This window comes from Achromobacter insuavis, from assembly GCF_902859645.1.
GTDB lineage: Bacteria > Pseudomonadota > Gammaproteobacteria > Burkholderiales > Burkholderiaceae_B > Achromobacter > Achromobacter insuavis.
This window is the reverse complement of the sequence record NZ_CADIJR010000008.1, coordinates 39923-57158: the sequence shown is the minus strand read 5'-3', so window position 1 is coordinate 57158 and position 17236 is coordinate 39923. Positions and strand designations below refer to the sequence as shown.

Here is a 17236-nt window from a genome sequence, read left to right as displayed (position 1 = left end):
ACCCCATCAAGTTTCGGGAAAGCGTCATGAGAAGAGTCGTATCCACCGCCGCGCTCGCGGCATGCACCGCCGTGCCCAATGTCCAGGCCCAGGAAGTCCAGGCGCGCGAGGCCGAACTGCCCAGCATCCGCGTCGAAGCCGCCAGCGATGCGGACAGCCTGCACCTGGACAGCCGCAGCAGCAGCGCGTCGCGCCTGGGCCTGACCGTGCGCGAAACGCCGGCGTCGGTCGAGATCGTGTCGCAGCAGGCCATGCGCGAACGCGGCGCCACCACCCTCAGCGAAGCCCTGCGCGGCGCCACCGGCCTGGCCGGCGGCGGTCCGCCGTCCTCGCCCACCACGCTGTCCTTGCGCGGCTTCTCCGACATCCTGTATCTGTACGACGGCCTGCGCATGTCGGGCGCCGGCTCGACCAACCGGGTCGAGGACACCTGGAACTACGAGCGCATCGAAGTCCTGAAAGGCCCGGCCTCGGTGCTGCAGGGCGACAGCGCCATCGGCGGCATCGTCAACTTCCAGACCAAGCGCCCCGACCGCGACAACCCCTCGCGCGAAGCGATGTTCTCGTATGGGAGCTACGGCAGCACCCGCACCGGCATCGGCCTGGGCGACAACTTCGGCGAGACCGGCGCCTACCGCATCGACTACAGCCACAACGACAGCCGCGTCGGCACCATCGCCCGCAACAGCAACAAGCTGGACCACCTGACCACCGGCGTCGCCTTCGACGTCGCGCCCGCCACCCGCCTGGACCTGTCGTTCGACTACTCGCGCGACACCGGCCACGCCTATTGGGGCACGCCGCTGATCCCGCGCAGCCTGGCCAAGGACCCCACAGGCGTGGTCAGCACGCCCGACGGCCGCGTGCTCGACCGCGCCCTGGCCGGCAAGAACTACAACGTGCTCGACGACCGCAACGAGGCTGAAGCCTATTGGGTGCGGGCGCGGGTCACCCACCAGCTGACGCCGTCATGGACGCTGCGCAACGAACTGGCGATGAACAAGGTAGACCGGCTGTGGAAGAACTCGGAATCGGCCACCTTCAGCGCCCCCGGCTCGATCGACCGTGACCAGACCATCATCACGCACCACCAGCGCTACCTGATCGACCGTTTCGACGCGACCCACAACGGCACCATCGGCGGCCTGTCGAACAAGTTCGTGATCGGCGGCGAGCTCAGCAAGACCACGCTCGACAGCGAACGGCGCTTCTCGAATCGCTCGGCCAGCACCGGCGACGCCCTGCGCGTGTCGCTGTGGAATCCGGACGTGGGCTATTTCAACGACGACCCCGCGCTGATGAGCGGCCCCGGCAACCGCACCGACTTCACCACCGACGTGCGCGGCGCCGCGCTGTTCCTGGAAGACTCGCTCAAGCTGACCGAGCGCTGGACCGTGGTCGGCGGCTACCGCTACGACCGCATCCGCGTCGAGCGCAGCGTCACCGACCTGAACGCCGGCACCCGCAGCGCCTTCGGCACCCGCTACAACGCCAACTCCATGCGCCTGGGCACCGTGTATGACGTGACGCCGTCGTCCTCGGTCTACGCGCAGTACACCAACGCCACCATCCCGGTGGGCTCGCTGTTCCTCTTGTCGCAGTCCAACGCCTCGTTCCCGCTGGCCAAGGGCGAGCAATGGGAAGCCGGCTTCAAGCAGAGCCTGGGCGACGTCGAATGGACCGCGGCGGTCTATCACATCAAGCTGGAGAACGTGCTGACGCGCGACGCCAATGACCCGCGCGTGACCGTCAACAACGGCCGCCAATCGTCGCGCGGGGTGGAGCTGTCGGCCGACTGGCGCGTCACGCCGCAGCTGACCGTGTCCGGCAACATCGCGGCGCTGAACGCCCGCTTCGATTCGCTGACCGAGGCCGACGGCACCTCGCGCGTGGGCAACACCCCGCCCAACGTGCCCGAGCGCGTCGCCAACCTGTACGCCAACTACCGGCTCAAGGAACTGCCGATGAACTTCTTCGTCGGCCTGAACCACACCGGCAAGATCTATACCGACAACGCCAACCAGATCCGCATCAACGGCCACACCACCGTGGATGCGGCCGTCAGCTACCGCCTGCGGCCGGCGCTGATCACCTTCCGCGTGCGCAACCTGACCGACAAGCTCTACGCCTACTACGGCGGTCGCGCCACCAGCCAGGTGCTGCTGGCGCCGGGTCGCACCTACGAGTTGGGCGCGACGTTCGAGTTCTGATCAGCAGCCCTGCACCGCCAGCTTGCGCTGGCGCTGGTTGGCGGCGCGCTGCCACAGCACCAGCCCCAGCCCGGCGGCGGCGATGACCGCGCCGGCGATCGGCACCGCGGCGTAGCCCAGGCCGGCGGAGATCACGCCGCCACCGGCCGCCGCGCCCACGGCGTTGCCCAGGTTGAACGCGCCCACGTTCACCGACGAGGCCAGGCCGGGCGCGTCGGTGGCGGCGCGCATCACCCGCATCTGCAACGGCGGCACCACGGCGAAGGTGCCGAAGCCGAAGATCAGCAGGCCGATCGCGGCGCCCACCGGGGTCTGCGCCAGCCACGGGAAGGCCAGCAGGTCGGCGATCACCAGCACCAGGAAGGCGATCAGGCTGCCATCCAGCGACCGGTCGGCGAAACGGCCGCCGGCGGTGTTGCCGATGGTGAAGCCGATGCCGATCAGCACCAGCATCGCGGTCACGAAGTTGGGCGAGGCACCAGTCAACTCGGCCAGCGTCGGCGCCACGTAGGTGTACAGCGTGAACATCGCGCCCGCGCCCAGCACCGTGGTCAACAGGGCCACCAGCACCACCGGGGTCTTGAGCACCGCCAGTTCGTGGCGGATGTCCGGACGCCGCCCGGCTTCGCCCGCCGGCAACGCGAACCACAGCGACAGCATCGCCAGCAGGCCCAGGACCGAGGTCGCGGCGAACGACATGCGCCAGCCGATCACCTGGCCCAGCCAGGTCGCCGCCGGCACGCCGCCGACGTTGGCGATGGTCAGCCCCAGGAACATCGTCGCCACCGCGCTAGCCTGTTTGTGGCGCGGCACCACGCTGGCGGCCACCAGCGAACCCAGGCCAAAGAAGGCGCCGTGGTTCAGGCTGGTCACCAGACGCGCCAGCAGCAGCGTGGTGTAGTTGGGCGACAGCGCCGACAGCAGGTTGCCGATGGTGAAGATCGCCATCAGCACGATCAGCGCCTTGCGGCGCGACCAGCGCGACAGCGCCAGCGTCATCAGCGGCGCGCCGAGCATCACGCCGATCGCGTAGGCGCTGATCAGCATGCCGGCGCTGGGGATGGACACGCCCACGCCGTCGGCGATCACGGGCAGCAGGCCCATGGGCGAAAATTCGGTGACGCCGATGCCGAAGGCGCCGACGGCCAGCGCCAGCAATGGCAGGCCGGCTTTCACCGGCGGGGTTTCATGGGTAGACATACGGGTTCCTTGGTTGGGTGCGCCGACCAGGGAATCCAGGGACGCCGCGGCGGGAGCCGGGACGTGGGAACGGTCTGATCGGAAGACAGGCGGCCAGTATGCCGGGTATACCCTTACAGAAAAAGCAACTAAACGGGGAAAGACTTTTGACTTGGAGTCATGAATGACGTTGGGGGGTCGAGAGAGGGGAGAAATTCCCGCTCGGTAATTTTTTCGACGGAAATCGCGTTGTTCATCAAAAAAATTACCGAGCGGGAATATGGGTCCAGGATAAAAGGGACAGGTTAAACGATCCCATCCTCAACTAGGTAGTACGGCCTCAGCCGCCGCTCGCCAATGAAAAAGGCGCCCTCGCGGGCGCCCTTTTCTTGCCTTCGTGTACCGCCGCTTACTTCAGCAGCAGCGCATTCAGTCGCTTCACGAACGCCGCCGGGTCGGCGATCTGCGCGCCTTCGGCCAGCAGGGCCTGGTCGAGCAGCAGACGGGCCCACTGGTCGAACTCGCCGTCGTCGGCGGCGCGGATGCGGGCCAGCAGCGGGTGTTCCGGGTTGATCTCCAGCACCGGCTTGACGTTGGGCGCTTCCTGGCCGGCCGCCTTCAGCATGCGCAGCAGGTGCGGGCTGAGTTCGTTCTGGCCCACCACCACGCACGCCGGCGAATCCACCAGGCGCAGCGTCACGCGCACTTCCTTGACCTGGTCTTCCAGGGTCTTCTGCAGGCGCTCGACCAGCGGCTTGAAGTCCTCGGCCACTTCGGCCTGGTGCTTCTTTTCTTCCTCGTCGGCCAGCTCGGCCAGGTCGAGGCCGCCCTTGGCCACCGAGACCAGCGACTTGCCGTCGAATTCACGCAGATACGACAGCATCCACTCGTCGACGCGGTCGGACAGCAGCAGCACCTCGATGCCCTTCTTGCGGAAGATCTCCAGGTGCGGGCTGTTGCTGGCGGCGGCGAAGGTGTCGGCCGTGACGTAGTAGATCTTGTCCTGGCCTTCCTTCATGCGGCCCACGTAGTCGGCGAACGACACGGTCTGAGCCTGGTCGCCGGTGTGGGTCGAGGCAAAACGCATCAGCTTGGCGATGCGTTCCAGGTTGGCGTGGTCTTCGCCCGCGCCTTCCTTGAGCACCTGGCCAAATTCCGACCAGAACGCGGCGTACTCTTCCGGCTTGTTCTCGGCCAGGTCTTCCAGCAGCGACAGGATGCGCTTGGCCGAGCCTTCGCGGATGGCGCGCACGTCGCGGCTTTCCTGCAGTATCTCGCGCGACACGTTCAGCGGCAGGTCGGCCGAGTCGATCACGCCGCGCACGAAGCGCAGGTACGACGGCAGCAGCTGGTCGGCGTCGTCCATGATGAAGACGCGCTTGACGTACAGCTTGACGCCACGACGGCCGTCGCGGTCCCACAGGTCCATCGGCGCGTGCTTGGGCACGTACAGCAGCTGGGTGTATTCGCTGCGGCCTTCGACGCGGTTGTGAGTCCAGGCGAGCGGGTCGTCATAGTCGTGCGACACCGTCTTGTAGAACTCGCGGTACTGTTCCTCGGTGACGTCGGCCTTGTTGCGGGCCCACAGGGCGTTGGCCTGGTTGACCGTTTCCAGCTCGTCCTGCTTGACCTGTTCGCCCTTCTCCGCGTCCCATTCTTCCTTGGCCATGCGGATCGGCAGCGAGATGTGGTCGGAGTAGCGGCGCAGGATCTCGCGCAGCTTCCAGCCGTTGAGCAGCTCGTCTTCGTCGGCGCGCAGGTGCAGCGTGACGTCGGTGCCGCGCGTGGCCTTGTCGGCGGCGGCGATGGTGAATTCGCCCTGGCCGTCGGATTCCCAGCGGATCGCGTCGGTGGCGCCGGCGCGGCGGCTGACCACCGTGACCTTGTCGGCCACGATGAACGAGGAATAGAAGCCCACGCCGAACTGGCCGATCAGTTGCGCATCCTTCTGCTTGTCGCCGGTCAGCTGCGAGAAGAACTCGCGCGTGCCCGAACGGGCGATGGTGCCCAGGTTGGCCACGGCCTCTTCGCGCGACAGGCCGATGCCGTTGTCGGAAATGGTGATCGTGCGCGCTTCCTTGTCGTAGCCGACGGTGATGGCCAGCTCGCCATCGCCTTCCAGCAGCGCCGGATTGTCGATGGCTTCGAAGCGCAGCTTGTCGCAGGCATCAGACGCGTTCGACACCAGCTCGCGCAGGAAGATTTCCTTGTTGCTGTACAGCGAATGGATCATCAGGTGCAGCAGTTGCTTCACCTCGGCCTGGAATCCCAGGGTTTCGGACGTGGCAGTTTGGCTCATCGTTGTATGAAAAGTCGGAAAATTAGGGACAAAGGAAAGCCGGATGACGGGCCGCGCGGCCCGGGCGGTCTCCGGGAAACCCTATTGTGATGGGGGCCATCTGAAATATTTCAAGACCGGACCCGGCGACGGCCGTTCCGGCGCCGCCTCTGGCAAGCGAGGACACCCCGCTCCGCCCCAGGCATCAATCAAAAATGGACAGGAACCCGCTGCGATAGCGGGTCTTGGCCTCCAGCACCTCTTCAAATTCGGGCACCGCCAGCTTCCCGCTGTGCACCAGCTTGCGAATGTCGTCCGCCTTGATCTGGCGAGTCTGCTGCGAGTGCAACAGGAAATCCGCCGCCGTCGGATCCAGGATGCGATAGATCGGGCTGTAGATCAGCTGGGTCGCGCCCAGCTCGTCGAGGTAATAGAGCGCGTCGCCGTTGCGCCAGACCGACCCGAAGCCGTGATAGACCTCGCCCAGTTTGGTCCATTGCCCCGTCGGCGCGTCCTTGAACCGCAGGATCAGCGTGGACCGGGACAGCAAGCCGCCGCCCCCACGGGAACGGCTCCAGACTTCCTTGCTCTTGAAGAACAGCACCTGGCGGCCGTCCCGGAACACATACGGCGACAGCGCCGTGAAGCCCCCGGCCGCGAACGGATCATCGCCAGCCCGCTCGACCACCCGCTTCTCGCTGTTGTAGAAATAGATGCCGTCCTTGCTGGCGAACAGCGCATGCAGCACATGGGCGCCCGCCTCGTTCAGCAGCCGGTACGGCGCATGGGCCGGGTCGAAAGCCAGCGCGCCCAGGTACACCATGCCGTCGCGCGGGTCGCGCAGATAAGGCTGGCGGTAAAGATTGCCGACCGTGAAGGTGTACAGCGCCGGATCGTCCGACAGCGGCAGCAGCGTCTCGCGGTAGTAGACCCGGCGGCCATCGGCGAAGAAGTCGTCGCCCGGCCGCGTCTCGCCGCGCTGGATCGCGGCGATGCGGCGCAATTGCGCCGGGTCCGCTTGCGGCATTGTGCGGCCTTCGTAGAACACGCGGGCGCCATCGGTGGCCAGTTGCCGATCGAGCAGCGGCCGGTAGGGTTGCGCGCTGGCCGGCAGGGCCAGGAACGGATACAGGTAGGTCTGCGGCTTGTCGCCCTTGCCCGCGCGGTACAGCAGCGTCTGCCAGAGCTCGTCCAGCCGGCCCAGTTCGTGATTGCGCTCGGACGCGAAATCGCAGAAGAACGTGGCCGAACCGTCGCTGAAATAGCTGTTGCCGAGATAGCGCGTCGATGCGGGCCGCATCCCCGGCAGCACGAGGTTGCCGCAATACACATGGCGGCCGTCGCGCGCCGCCTGTCGGCCGTCGTAGCGGCCCGTGTCGAAGGTCTCGATACCCGCGGGGTCCGCCTCGTTCACGCGGTAATAGCCGTTGCTGGGCACGGCCGCGTAGACCGCGCCCTGATAATGCTTGTAGATACTGCTGCCGTAGGACTCGCCATGGTCAATCGCGGCGAAATCGTCGCCCCCGTCGACCAGCCAGATCAGCAGCATCAGCGGCAGGATGGCGGTCAGCAAGACCAGTGCGATCACGATCCCTTTGGTGCGCGTCAGCATCGATTCCCGATTCGTCGGTCCAGGGTTGGCGGACAAGAATTCTATCAAGCCCCCTGCCGCCCCCCAGGCAGACGCGCTGCGCCCGGGGACCTTCCCCGCTAAAATGCCGCACTTTCCTCCCCTACCCCTCCCCGGCCGGCTCCCTGCCATGCAACCCGCCTCCCTGACCCAACCTACCTCCCACGGCGCGTCCGACGACGCCGAACCCCGCCACGACCTGGTCTACGGCCCCGACGATCGTCCCGCCGCCCCGGTCGCCTTCGTCGCCGCCCTGCAGCATTTGCTGGCCATCCTGGTGCCCATCGTCACCCCCGGCCTGCTGATCTGCCAGGCCCTGGGCGTGAGCAGCCGCGACACCACCCTGATCGTGTCCATGTCGCTGGTCATCTCCGGCATCGCCACCTACGTGCAGTGCAAGCGCTTCGGTCCGCTGGGCGCGGGCCTCCTGATCGTGCAGGGCACCAGTTTCAACTTCGTCGGCCCGCTGATCGCCGGCGGCTCGGTCATGGTCAAACAGGGCACGCCGGTAGAGGCCGTGATGGCCGCGATCTTCGGCGTCGTCATCGCCGGTTCCTTCGTCGAAATGGGCATCAGCCGCATCCTGCCCTTCGTCAAGCGCCTGATCACCCCGCTGGTCACCGGCATCGTCGTGCTGCTGATCGGCCTGACGCTGATCAAGGTCGGCCTCATCAGCATGGGCGGCGGTTTCGGCGCCATGGCCAGCGGCACCTTCGCCAGCGCCGAGAACCTGACGCTATCGGGCCTGGTGCTGGGCACCATCATCCTGCTGAACCGCGTGCCGGTGGTGTGGATCCGCAGCACCGCGCTGGTGCTGGCGCTGGCCGTCGGCTACATCGCCGCCGCCTACATGGGCCGCCTGGACTTCACCGGCGCGCGCGAAGCCGCGCTGTTCCAGGTGCCGATGCCGCTGCACTTCGGCCTGGGCTTCTCCTGGGCACTGTTCGTGCCGATGCTGATCATCTACCTGGTCACCTCGCTGGAAGCCATCGGCGACGTCACCGCCACCAGCAAGGTCTCCAAGCAGCCGGTCGAAGGCCCGCTGTGGATGCAGCGCATCAAGGGCGGCGTGCTGGTCAACGGCGCCAACTCGCTGCTGGCCGGCGTGTTCAACACCTTCCCCAGCTCGGTCTTCGCCCAGAACAATGGCGTCATCCAGCTGACCGGCATCGCCAGCCGCCACGTCGGCGTGTGGATCGCCGGCATGCTGATCCTGCTAGGCCTGTTCCCCGCTGTCGCCGGCGTGCTGCAGGCCGTGCCCGAACCCGTGCTGGGCGGCGCCGCCATGGTCATGTTTGGCGCCGTGGCCGCCTCGGGCATCAACATCCTGGCCGGCATCCACCTGGACCGCCGCGCCCTGCTGATCATCGCCGTGTCGCTGGCCCTGGGCCTGGGCGTGTCGCAAGTGCCGGAAATCCTGTCGCACCTGCCGCACGCCGTGAAAAGCGTGCTGGAATCGGGCGTGGCCACCGGCGGCATCTGCGCGCTGGTCATGAACTGGTTCCTGCCGGAAAAGAAGTAAGCACGCGAGCCGGCGCGCCCCGCGCCGGCCCCTTGCCTGACAATTTTCCCCAGACCGCATATAATCGCGGTCTTCGCTTTACCCGCGACCGTCGCCTGGACGGCCCCGCGACCAGCCTGCCCGGGTGGTGAAATTGGTAGACGCAGGGGACTCAAAATCCCCCGCCGCAAGGCGTGCCGGTTCGATTCCGGCCCCGGGCACCACTAGGCCTTCCCAACAAGGCCCATAACCAACAAATTCGCTTTCACGTCAGCGAGTTAGCGCTAAAAGAACCTCCCAACGAGTCCCATAGATCCCCGCCGAGGTACACCGAAACCCGAGATTCTGGGTTCCCACGCGTGTACCCAAAATGCTCTCTGAAATCCACAGGGTAAACCCTCTTTTGGAAAGCATATGAAGCTAACTGCGACAAAGTGAGTGCTCAGCCGCCTTCGATCCCGCTTGGCGAACAAGAAACTCTTCTGAGCGACGTCGGCGGGGCTATCAGCGGTTACGCTCCGACGGAACAACTATCAGCCGATTGGCTGTTCCGATAAGCTGAGCTTGACGGGCTAGGGCTGATTATTCACGGCTTCCATCACGGGCTTGAAACCTGCTTCATCGCACGATTTCGCCAACTCTGACAAACGCCTCCAGTCTCTTTCAAGTCCGATCTTCATAAAGCCGGAGATCGTACTTGCCCGAACAATCAGCGCTTTCTGCGCCTCGGATGCAATCTCAGGCAATTCGGACCATCTGGACAAATCAGCCCAGTATCCCGACTGGCAGAGTGCAAACACTCGACGCTGAAGGGCAATCAAGTCGTCTTGCTTTCCCTGCTTGCGAGCTTCAGTTTGCTGATAGCGAGCTTCGGCACTCGAGACAAGCCATGTAGAATCAGCCGCCGGCTCCAGACTTACATCGCGTGCGTGCTCCCAGCACGTGTCTTTCTTGGCCCACTCACCCGCATTGGTGGCTCCCGCTGGCAGCGTAAGAATCACGGATTGAGCAAGGATCGCCGCCGCTTTCATTGCCTCCTCAAGTTCCGACGAGATCGCTTGTGCATTCCAGAGTGCGTCCCAATCCAGCTCTCGCCCCGAACGGCGAGCTCCGTGGACCAACATTGCAAGCCCGTATGCGACGATCTGTGCGCGATAGTCCCCCCGATACCAGTCGTTTCGGGCAGCTGAGACCATGGCCTCGAGTTTCTTCCACAACAAAGCGACGGCAACGATACGCTGGTAATAGCCGTCCCCATACTGAGGACTGACTTCAGCCCAATACTCGGCCGAGGTTTTCTCAGAAGTCTTCGGTTCAAAGTGGGACGCAAACTTGACAAAGTTCTTCTGAACCCCCTGGCTGGCCCACTGCGGCTTCTCACTGAGAACGCTGTCGAACTTCGCTAGGTCGGTCTTGTTGATGACCTGTCTGGCCGGATACTCGAGATCGAAGTTCTGCTTCTTCTTCTCCGAGAGGTAGAGTCGCTCATTCTGATATTGCCCTCGCGCACGCTCATAAAACCACTTGCTTCGAATACGTGTTGCCTCGCTCGAGGGAACGGCCAATCTTCGCGAGATTTCTTCAATCTTTCTGTGCAATGGATGGTTGGCAAAGAAGTCTGCGACGGCAACCTTGTTCTGCGTGTTCGCGTACTCCGCAATTTTTGGAATGAGATCGTCGGCACCTGCCGCCTCCACGACGGTCAGCTTCATAGCAACGTTCACATCCTCCAGAGACAGGCGGTCCTTCTTCCGCGCATTGAGAATGCTGGCTGTCGTCTGCCCGCCATTGACGATCTGCAGATCGACGAGACTCGAGATGAACGATCTCCCATTGATGACGCCCACCTCCACAGAGGTCGCAGTTGCGGCGATGCCGTTGTTGAATGCAAGGAAAAGATGCGGAGCGTCCTGAATCGTGCGCCGAATGCCCTTGTTGACTCCACCCTTCATCCCCAGAAACGAACGTACATTCCCCTCAAGTACACGACTACCGTAACGCTCAAAGATGTCGGCGAGCAGTGACGCTGGAACAATGCACAGATAGGATTGAATACTCTCGGACCCAGAAGCTCGCATGCATTCAATGCCGCTCGCACCGAAGTCGGAAATGCTCACCGTCACAACTTCACGCTCGCGATCGGATTCGTATACTGAGCGAAGTCGACAGAGATCCCAGACATGCAGCTCTATCGTAATGCCACCGATAGGCTGAAGAACTCTTTCCTTGAATTTCGTGCTCAGGGGTTGGTTCGAGATAACGTGAAGACGAACTCTCGAAATGCGAGCCTTCGACTTCTGCATCAGATGAGCGATTTCGTATGCGCCGTTTGACTCGACGATTCTTTCGCATAACGACTCGTTCAATGCCTCTTCAGCAAACGTCTGGAGATATGCAGAGAGCTGATTCACGGTCGCCGTTGTGAGCGTTTCGGGCTCTTCGTCGTCAAACCATCGCCCAACGACTAGGCCCACGCTCCCGTCCGCCTCGTCGAAGGCGGTGAAGCCATGGATACGGAACTGCTGCCGTCCCCGAGTCGCCGACCCAGAGAACTCAGCAGAAACGAACTCTCCAAACGCTGGATCATCGCCCAGTCTATCGGCAATCTCATGTACGAACGCGAGTACGTCCACCAAATGATCCGAGGCGGCTCGTCTTGCCACCATCTGGTTCAATTCCAAGTAGAACTCCAGATCAGTCATGCTGCCGGGAACTCCACTCGATATCCACTGAGCGCGGCGATGTCAAGTTCGTAGGTCGCGCCGGTGATAGCCGATACGACGTCCGAGGGCACCAGCCTGGGAAATCCGGCTGTGACTGCAAACGAATCTTCTCGCACCGCAACGAACCAATCCTCGCCATAGCGCCGTTGATCAACGTACCCAGCGGCAAGCAACCGTTCTTTAAACGCCGACAGCGCCGCCGGTTCCGCGGCGATACGGGCTTCTAGTCGATCCACGAGGGAGTTTAGGCAAACCGCCTCTGTGAAATTGGCGACTGATGTGGCAAGAGTAATCAGGGTAAGTGTCAACGGCACAGGTGCAGCCAACTGACTAAGAGATGAAATGCCTACTGACCTAGCTCCCGGGTTAATCGCCTTGACCTCGATCGACCTGTCGGCGAGACAGAAGTCCTGATCCGCACTGAGCGGCCCTACCCATGAATCAACGAGCTCTCCGATGGAGGCAGTCTGCGCGACGAGCAACCGCTCCAGGACAAGAAGCTCTCCCACGAGGCCTCGAATCTTGTGCTTCGGAAGTAGCCCGTCGTCCGATCCGGAGAAGAGTCGTTCCCACAAGCGAAGCCGCTCCACGAAGAGTGCAAGTACAGCGTCTTCAGCCTTCACCAACGACGCAGAGTCCACAAGATCTTGGCACAGCCGACCGAAGACGGACTCCAACCCTCTGCGCTTCAAGCGGAGAACTAGCAACCACGCTCCATCCGCTCGTTGGCGACGAAAGTAGTCGAATGCATCCGACTGCAGAACGATTGCAGGCGGTCGACTCGACACTCCGAGGCCCAGAATTGCATGCAACCCGTCGTCGAGTCCTGCATAGATATCATGAGCCTGCTTCTCGTCTAGCCTAATGAGTCGAAACGCGTCAGCTTCAATAGGAAGAGTCTCGGCCTTTCGAGCCTCTTCCTCCCAGATGGTCTCAATCCTAGTCGTCATCGTTCTCATCTGCCTCCAGCAGTCCGGCCTCGCGCAGCGCAACCTTGTTCAAGGTGTAGTAGACGGGCTTCTCGACCCCGTCGAAGTTGGGAAACGAAATGGAAATCGCCACAAGCGAGTGCGGGTCGATCTCGGCAGCAGAGAACATCTCCTCGAGCTTGTCCTTCTTCGGCTTGCCCGAGTCATCATCCTTGCCGGGCTTGGGATCTCCCGGTTCGATCACATGAATAGTCAGGAGGGGGCGTGTGCGGTATCGCCGGTAGAAGTAGCCTGGCACAGCTGCACCAAGCTTCCTGTCTCGCATGCGTTCCCCCTCCCAATCCTTTTCCGCCTGCCGTTTCATATCGGACGTAAACCCCACCAGTTCGTCGGACACGTCGCCGACTCGCTGCTTGTTCAGGCGAAGGAATCCGACGTTCTTTCTGGTTCGCTCGAATTGACGCATTCGCGGCCGAACCTTGACACCAGTTGTTCCATCTGCGGTGACAACGAAGTCTTCCAGGGTCGCGCCGGTGCCTTGAGGCATGCACACGTCCCACATTTCGAGCTCCTTCACCGAATTTCCCGAGATGAAGTCGATGAGCGGGCGAGATTTGCTCGTCGCATCTCTCATGAACGGCGTATTGATTTCCAGGATGTCCAGTCCATTCAGGAACCGCGAAATTTGAGCTTTTTTGATCTCGCCCCAGAACAGACGATTTCCCTTGAGCTTCGCAGTTGACAAGCGCTCAACGAAATCTTTGACTCGAGCCAGATTCATGTCGTTGCGATCCGCGCTCTCCGGCAGCAGAGGGGTCTCTGCGCCGAAACTGCTGTACGACACGGCCACCCGGACTTCGTTGGCGTTCCGCATCTTGTTGAGAGCAGTCACGATCAGCGCATCGGGGTGCGAGCGAATGCGCATGCCGAATCGACGCGGAGGTTGTCGCTGGGCATGCATTCGAGTGATGTCCCGCCGCAGCTCGGTGACAACCTCGGCAAGGTGTGAGTACCAGCCCTTCGCGTTCGGATCCACCCAGATGCGACAAAGATCATCGTAACCCGGTCGATAGCCGAACCACCGCCCCATCTGCAGCAGCGTGTCGTAAGCTTTGGAGTTTCGATAGAAGTAGCTGACGCACAGTCCCTCAAGCGTGAGCCCTCGAGACAATGTCAAACCCCCGACCGCGATGACGCGTCTTCCGTAGCGAGATTTTTCGTAGAGAGAGTAATTTAGCCGGTCCGATTCATCAGACTTCTGATTGACTGTTATGACCTTCACCGAGGAGATGGCTTCATACAGCGTGCGCCGTAGCTCATTCCATTCCAGGCCGACATCCGAGTAGTGTTCGAGCCACAGCTCTTGCAGGCGAACAAGGCTTGCATGATTTGACCAAACAGCATCGCTCGACAGGTACTGCTTAATATCTTCGGAAAGTACGTACAGCTCGTTATTGAGAAGCGTAGCTATTCGTGCCTGTACATCAGTAAACCTTGAGGCATTGACCAGCATCGACCGATGCCGCAATGGCTCCTTCCGATGATCCCGCACAGCGCAGGACAAAAGGAAAACCCCGAGAGCATCCTTCAGCGACCCCGGCAGGCCGGCTACCTGATGATCCTTCTTGTGCGTATACGGCAGCAGCTTCTCTGCGTCCTGGATGTTGCGGACGGCATCTCCATGCGACGCGTCGTCTCCAAAGTAGCTCATCACGCCCAGATAGCTGCTCGGCGTCTCGAGCGAGTAGACGAAGTTTGCCGGAAACAGATCCTCGTCGATATCTGGATTGATCAGTACGTTAGCGAAAGGAGTTGCCGTATACGCGACGTAGGATGCCCTCGAGAAGCGCTCAAGTAGCTCGCGGATTAGCCTGTTGATCGCTGCGGGCTCCTCATCCTTGCGACCATTGACCGAAGCGTTGTCCGCTTCGTCGTCGACCACGAGGAGCGGTAGGTCCAACTGCTTGACGCCCTTCTTCATCTGGGAGTCCAGAAACTCGATAAGATTCGAAAGCGGAGACACGTTCTTCTTCATGACAAGAAGCACGGGCTCGCTGATGTTCCCCAGCGGGATGCCGCCAAGAGCCTCTTGATTGGCCTTCAGAAAATCAGAGTCGATCGAGGTGAGAACATTAGGCCTCTTCGTCGAGAACCGGCCGGCGCCGATCGGCGTATCCGAGCGATCCTTGGTCAAAAGCTTGCGGCTGTCGCGGCCGACGAACCCCTCGTCCAGTCGCTCCTGAGACTGCGCACGCAGATCCTCTATCATTCCGGTCAGAAGCACGATGATCTTATACCCAGCATCACCGGCTTTACTGATGAGCCCGCAATAGCTTGCGGTCTTGCCGGACTGGACATCACCCATAACGAGCCCCTTGGAAATCCAGGGACCGGGCTCCAGGGGACTGCCGCACTCGGTAAGGATGTTCTCCGTGTCCTGATCAAGAACCCGAATGACCTCATTTCCGAAGTTCTTGGTGCGCAACTGTTTGACGTATGCGTCCCAGTAGTGCCAAGGGATGGAGGCCTTCACATCCAGCACCCATGGAGCGATGTCCCCGCCGTGCAGCCCTTGACCCACGGAATGACTCACGCCCATGGATGACTCGAGCTGCCTCTTCACTCCTTGAATCGTCGCATCGTCGATGTCAGGCGACCAAACCCGCAGCATGGCAAGCACCTTGGCTAGCAATTCGTCTGTCAGATCGTTGTCGCCGATAAGGCCAACTGCGGTGACGTACGGGTCGATTTTCACGGCTAAACCCTCTGAATGATCCTGTCGCGAAGACTAGGGTGACGGATGAACGGGTCGGTATCGAGGATCGCCGAAAGCGCGATCCCGGTTGCTTCTTGAAGGCACGACGCAAGTTTCACCAGTGACTCGAGCGCAGAGTCGTCACCTAGACTGCGGCTATCCGAGCACATGTCGGCGTAGATGCCATCAAGCGGAAGCGCAGACGAGATCAGATCGAGAAGGACGTCCAGCTGACGTCGCTGACCATCATCCATTTCGCTGGCAAGTGCAACGAGCGCCGGATGATCGCGATTCACGTCATACCGAAACCTTCCATGGCCCGGCTCGGAGCGGTTCCAAACGGAGACGTAGGTGGCAGTGCCGGTGCGGCGTCCAGGATAGGAGATAGTCCTCTTGCTGGCCTCGGCAAAGTGAGGAATAAGCGCAGTCAGACGGTTCCGGATGAACTCGGGCGGCTGCGCAGCGGATTTCTTGATGTCAAGCGACCAAAGATCGTCGAATGTGTTCGGAATGTCGACCTGAACACGCGTCAGCTTGAAGAATTCCTGCTTCGGAACAAGGCGGAACCACGTCCCCCAGATCACCAAACGACGGTTACGATAGACATAGAAGCCTTGCGTTCCTCGAAGGCCCTCCAAGCCCCCGGCAGTCTCAATGTCGTCCTGCAACAGATGCGAGACCGGTGGCAGAACATGCGGCGTCACGCACACTTGCCCACACTCGTGGCGAATGGTCTGCCCTTCGAGCGGCTGTCGGTAGCTGTTTCCGCGAATGAACGGGTCACGGAAGGGCAGCGCTAAGCCATTCAGCTTGATCGAGATCGGCGACGCTCCATCTTCCTTATGGGTGAAGCGGTGGAACACTAGGGCAAGGTGCTCCCGCAGCCCTGAGAACTTCGTCGTAAATTCACGCGCCAGATTAGTCGAACCCGCCGTCAGTCGATCAAAGTCCTGCCAGACGACCAAGGTGCCGCTGTCCACATCTTCGAGCCGGCTGAACATCGGCAACTTCTGAAGGGCCTCCAATGGCGGAACCACCACTAGCCAACGCCCCGAATCTTGAACGACGTCAAGGTCCCAGCGCCGCGCGGAGAGATTTCCCCCTTGTTTGCTGATCACGGTGAGCACTCGGCATTGTGACAAGGAAGCTGTCTTGAGGCCGAGACCGAACCTCCCCAAATCTTTCGGATGACGGCGATCTGCCGGATTTCTGCTGCCGTGGCGCATCGCCTGCGTGAGCTCGGAAGCGCTCATGCCACGACCATTATCCAAGATCGCGACAAAAGGCTCCCTTGTCGCGTCATACTCTATCTCGACGTTGTCCGCCTCCGCCGAGATGCTATTGTCAACTAAGTCGGCGATCGCAGACTCGGTCGTGTATCCGACCGCGCGCATGGATTCGATTAAAGACACCGGATCAGGGACGATCTCGAGGGTTTCAAGATCAGAACGCGCGATCACAGGTACTCCTCAGCGGCGCCCATGCACCAAAGACACCTGAACATCGAAATCTCCTCCATGGTACGTCCGCATTCGCCTGACCGGCCGCGAAAGAGGCCCGACTGCGTACGGACTGTGCCGCGCGCATGGCGCCGACTCGTCTCTTTGACGGAAGGAGCCCCTTCCGTCCTAGCTTACAAGATTATCTCAAAACGTAACGCGATGGAATGGTGTGAATTCGGCACTCTGTACGATTTCATTATCTCGCCTTGGATCTTTTAACGGCGCGTAATCTGAAGGTCTCGCGCCTGCCTACATGGCAAGCGGATTCAACCGACAACAGTGCACTGTAACGAAGCCCAGCACCCTGCCATAGCCTTCAGAGCTTTCTGCACTTACCCCTTGGCGGCACGCACAACCTCTCGCAAAACGCCTCAGTATTTGACCCATGCTCGTTAAAGATCCGCCGATGTGTACTCAGTCATGTTGGGGTCTCTGCGATCTGCAGCTATGGTTAGGAACAAGGCTAGACTCAGGGACCGTCTCGCTGATGCTGCGATCTTTATTCGATTGTGAAATAATGAATAAATAA

General features: G+C 61.6%; 9 protein-coding genes and 1 tRNA gene. 3 read left to right on the top strand and 7 right to left on the bottom strand.

The genetic code is table 11. The features are described from left to right. Positions 1-26: 26 nt before the first annotated feature. On the top strand, positions 27-2210 hold the full coding sequence (locus tag H0523_RS06915) for a TonB-dependent receptor (RefSeq protein WP_054429139.1): 2184 nt from the start codon (positions 27-29) through the stop codon (positions 2208-2210). Here the strand turns inward: H0523_RS06915 and H0523_RS06910 are convergent, their stop codons facing one another. The 3 genes from H0523_RS06910 to H0523_RS06900 all read right to left on the bottom strand — a co-directional run bounded on the left by H0523_RS06910 (position 2211) and on the right by H0523_RS06900 (position 7255). Beyond that, complete coding sequence (locus tag H0523_RS06910) at positions 2211-3410, bottom strand: MFS transporter (RefSeq protein ID WP_054429140.1); 1200 nt, start codon at positions 3408-3410, stop codon at positions 2211-2213. A gap of 388 nt (positions 3411-3798) precedes the next feature. Continuing rightward, positions 3799-5688, bottom strand: coding sequence for a molecular chaperone HtpG (gene htpG, locus H0523_RS06905; protein ID WP_054429141.1), 1890 nt, complete (start codon positions 5686-5688; stop codon positions 3799-3801). 184 nt (positions 5689-5872) lie between these two features. Then, positions 5873-7255, bottom strand: a complete 1383-nt coding sequence (locus H0523_RS06900) for a DKNYY domain-containing protein (protein ID WP_231689912.1) — start codon at positions 7253-7255, stop codon at positions 5873-5875. 172 nt (positions 7256-7427) lie between these two features. On the opposite strand from H0523_RS06900, the gene H0523_RS06895 reads away from it, so the two are divergent. Together H0523_RS06895 and H0523_RS06890 are read left to right on the top strand one after the other, a co-directional pair. After that, positions 7428-8819, top strand: coding sequence for a nucleobase:cation symporter-2 family protein (locus tag H0523_RS06895; RefSeq protein WP_054429143.1), 1392 nt, complete (start codon positions 7428-7430; stop codon positions 8817-8819). A gap of 118 nt (positions 8820-8937) precedes the next feature. Beyond that, a tRNA-Leu gene (locus H0523_RS06890) sits at positions 8938-9022 on the top strand. Between the two features lie 348 nt (positions 9023-9370). Here the strand turns inward: H0523_RS06890 and H0523_RS06885 are convergent. Genes H0523_RS06885 through H0523_RS06870 form a run of 4 tightly spaced genes read right to left on the bottom strand, consistent with a single transcriptional unit; the run spans position 9371 to position 16665 of the window. Then, positions 9371-11500, bottom strand: coding sequence for an AIPR family protein (locus H0523_RS06885; RefSeq protein WP_054429144.1), 2130 nt, complete (start codon positions 11498-11500; stop codon positions 9371-9373). Beyond that, a complete protein-coding gene (locus H0523_RS06880; protein WP_054429145.1) occupies positions 11497-12471 on the bottom strand; it encodes a PD-(D/E)XK motif protein in 975 nt (324 codons plus the stop codon). The genes H0523_RS06885 and H0523_RS06880 overlap by 4 nt, the downstream gene beginning before the upstream one ends. Further along, positions 12461-15205 carry a Z1 domain-containing protein gene (locus H0523_RS06875; RefSeq protein WP_054429146.1) on the bottom strand — a complete coding sequence of 915 codons (2745 nt, stop codon included), beginning with the start codon at positions 15203-15205 and terminating at the stop codon, positions 12461-12463. Before H0523_RS06875 ends, H0523_RS06880 begins: the two co-directional genes overlap by 11 nt. Before the next feature lie 2 nt (positions 15206-15207). After that, positions 15208-16665, bottom strand: a complete 1458-nt coding sequence (locus tag H0523_RS06870) for an ATP-binding protein (protein WP_231689913.1) — start codon at positions 16663-16665, stop codon at positions 15208-15210. Positions 16666-17236 lie beyond the last annotated feature (571 nt).

What these genes read in the sequence shown, in the direction of transcription:
- H0523_RS06915 (WP_054429139.1), top strand. Translation starts at nt 27, where the DNA reads ATGAGAAGAGTCGTATCCACCGCCGCGCTCGCGGCATGCACCGCCGTG.
- H0523_RS06910 (WP_054429140.1), bottom strand. Translation starts at nt 3,410, where the DNA reads ATGTCTACCCATGAAACCCCGCCGGTGAAAGCCGGCCTGCCATTGCTG.
- htpG (WP_054429141.1), bottom strand. Translation starts at nt 5,688, where the DNA reads ATGAGCCAAACTGCCACGTCCGAAACCCTGGGATTCCAGGCCGAGGTG.
- H0523_RS06895 (WP_054429143.1), top strand. Translation starts at nt 7,428, where the DNA reads ATGCAACCCGCCTCCCTGACCCAACCTACCTCCCACGGCGCGTCCGAC.
- H0523_RS06885 (WP_054429144.1), bottom strand. Translation starts at nt 11,500, where the DNA reads ATGACTGATCTGGAGTTCTACTTGGAATTGAACCAGATGGTGGCAAGA.
- H0523_RS06880 (WP_054429145.1), bottom strand. Translation starts at nt 12,471, where the DNA reads ATGACGACTAGGATTGAGACCATCTGGGAGGAAGAGGCTCGAAAGGCC.